The 2,285-nt window shown below is 40.6% G+C and carries 5 protein-coding genes; 4 read left to right on the top strand and 1 reads right to left on the bottom strand.

The window, feature by feature from the left end:
• On the top strand, positions 1-284 hold a 284-nt coding region (locus RT143_RS12140), incomplete at its 5' end, for a helix-turn-helix domain-containing protein (protein WP_313093331.1).
• 169 nt (positions 285-453) lie between these two features.
• Here RT143_RS12140 and RT143_RS12360 read toward each other — a convergent pair.
• On the bottom strand, positions 454-687 hold the full coding sequence (locus RT143_RS12360; protein WP_409519725.1) for a DMT family transporter: 234 nt from the start codon (positions 685-687) through the stop codon (positions 454-456).
• A gap of 353 nt (positions 688-1,040) precedes the next feature.
• Between RT143_RS12360 and RT143_RS12145 the strand changes: the two genes are divergently transcribed.
• The 3 genes from RT143_RS12145 to RT143_RS12155 all read left to right on the top strand — a co-directional run.
• Positions 1,041-1,466, top strand: a complete 426-nt coding sequence (locus tag RT143_RS12145) for a hypothetical protein (RefSeq protein ID WP_313093334.1) — start codon at positions 1,041-1,043, stop codon at positions 1,464-1,466.
• 6 nt (positions 1,467-1,472) lie between these two features.
• Complete coding sequence (locus tag RT143_RS12150) at positions 1,473-2,048, top strand: TetR/AcrR family transcriptional regulator (RefSeq protein ID WP_313093337.1); 576 nt, start codon at positions 1,473-1,475, stop codon at positions 2,046-2,048.
• Between the two features lie 15 nt (positions 2,049-2,063).
• A partial coding sequence (locus RT143_RS12155; protein WP_313093340.1) for an enoyl-CoA hydratase-related protein occupies positions 2,064-2,285 on the top strand: 222 nt, incomplete at its 3' end.

Below are 2,285 nucleotides of genomic sequence, written 5' to 3' on the forward strand. Positions count from 1 at the left end.
AAAATTTTGTCAATAAAATTAATATAGAAGGACTAGCAGACAGTGTGGCGATGGGAACAACAGCCTTCCGCCAGCATTTTAAAGCGGTAACAGGGTTTAGCCCACTACAATACCAAAAACAATTACGCTTACAGCAGGCTCGGTTATTGCTCGTTAAAAACCAAAATGTGGCTCAAGTGGCAAGCCTGGTCGGCTATGAAAGTGCCAGTCAGTTTAGCCGTGAGTACGTCAGGGCGTTTGGTAATACTCCGCTACAGGATAGTAAACAACTACAAGCTAATTAAAAGAATACTTAAATTGAATTCATCAATTTTTACCATAAAATGTTTGAAAAGGTAAATCCTTTTACCATGCTATTTTGTTAAACTTCAAGTAATTTTATCAATGGACTTGTTATTGTTGGAAATAAAAACCGCTGTTCTGAACTGCCCACCCCGAAAGTTGGACAGAAAATTAAGCGGATAACAAGGACTGATTTCTGTATTGTACAGGGGTCAATCCTCTTAATTTTACCTTAATTCGTTGAGCGAGCATATAAAACGACCCTGCATAAAATACCGCACAGGTGAGCGTCGGCATAAGACGCGTGAAATGCTCAGACTTGCCTAAAAACATGGTACCGATAACTTCGATTACAATGGCAAAAAACAGGGCTGCATAAGAAAGCAATGGGTTAATAAAAATCACCAATATCAAAAATGCTATTATACATACCAACTGGTAAGTATGTATAATGATGTTCGTGACTTTTTTGTGTCCAATGCGTTTAATGGGGTCAGCGCAGCAGTATGAGAAAATAGTACGCTAAGAAATTATGCCAAGTAATTTTAGGCTGTACGCACCCGCCCTCCCATTTTTCGTTCAATAACAGAAAGTAGCTAATATTCATTATTTTTAAGGGCGCAATAGTTCTTATTGGTTAGTTGCATACTAGAAAAATACTGGGAGAATTTTCTTGATTGTTTTTAAACAATCGTTTAAATTAGAAATCAACGTTTCTACTGCAGTACCAATTTCAATTTATACTTAAGAAAATCGCCATGCCCAATAAGCCGCCTAACTATCCACATCAGACATTTGCCACCTTAAAATGGTTGGTATGGTTTAATATTTCCACCACGATTTTGCACTATGTGGACAATATTTTGTTTTTTGAGCATTATCCCGAACCTACCTGGCTCAATCCCACGTTGGTGGATGCATTTTGGTTTGTGATGACCCCATTTGCCCTTTTGGCACTTTGGCTGATTAAACATCAGCGCTTGTATTGGGGCTTGGTGAGTATGGTGCTGTATTGCCTAATGAGTTTATTGGTATTGGGTCACTATCTCATCCCCAGTGAGCACATTAGCCTTAAGATTCATGCGTTTATTTGGTTAGAGGCACTTGCGGCGATTGGGCTATTGGTGTATGTCGTGCGTTATCTACAAGTGGCGAGATCATTTACTTTAAAAAATGGGGTATAGCGAACCATGCGACCACAAAAACTCAGCCGAGAGCAGCTGTTACAGTATTGTATGCCTGTTTTTAAACAACATGGCTATCAAGGTACCAGTATGGCGATGTTGGCAAGTGCCTGTGATTTGACCAAAGGGGCGTTTTATTACGAATATCAAGACAAAGAAAGCTTAGTAGCAGATATGCTCAGCTATGTGCACCAATTGGTTGACCATAAATTATTTAGTTTGGTATATGAGGCAGGCACCGTCCAAATACGTTATCAACGGCTACATGAGCACGCGGTCAAGTTTTTTAGCCAAGGCGGTATGGGCTGTTTGGTGGCAGTGATTGGCGGTGAGGCAAGGTATTTATCGCCATCGCTACTGGCATTAACTCGGCAGTTTTTAAGCCGTTGGCAACAAACCATGCAGGTGTTATTTGATGAGGTCTATCCTAAAGCACAGGCGTCTGCCCTTGCCAAGCAAAGTGTAGCGGATTATGAAGGGGCAATTTTACTGGGGCGAATTTATGATGACCCCAGTTACTTACAAGCCGTTTATGAACGCATCGATGCTCAATTAGCCAGTAAGCCAGTTTTAGCCAACTAATATAAGGAGTCAGAGATGACATCTAATAATCAAGATAAAGCCAGTTTCCAGACTGATTATGTCCGTCTGAATGTAGAACAAAAAGATAGCGTGTTACTCATTGAGCTCAATCGCCCAGAAAAATATAACGCCTTTGATAGCTTGATGATTCAAGAGCTATCAAAGGCGCTTACTGAGTATGAGCAGCGGGATGAATTACGCTGTGCCTTATTGTATGCGCGTGGGGAGAATTTCACT

The sequence above is a fragment of the Moraxella sp. CTOTU48268 genome (genome assembly GCF_032069585.1).
Classification (GTDB): domain Bacteria; phylum Pseudomonadota; class Gammaproteobacteria; order Pseudomonadales; family Moraxellaceae; genus Faucicola; species Faucicola cinerea.

Bases quoted from the DNA above. Each gene is read 5' to 3' on its own strand.
- RT143_RS12145 (WP_313093334.1), top strand. From the start codon at position 1,041: ATGCCCAATAAGCCGCCTAACTATCCACATCAGACATTTGCCACCTTA.
- RT143_RS12150 (WP_313093337.1), top strand. From the start codon at position 1,473: ATGCGACCACAAAAACTCAGCCGAGAGCAGCTGTTACAGTATTGTATG.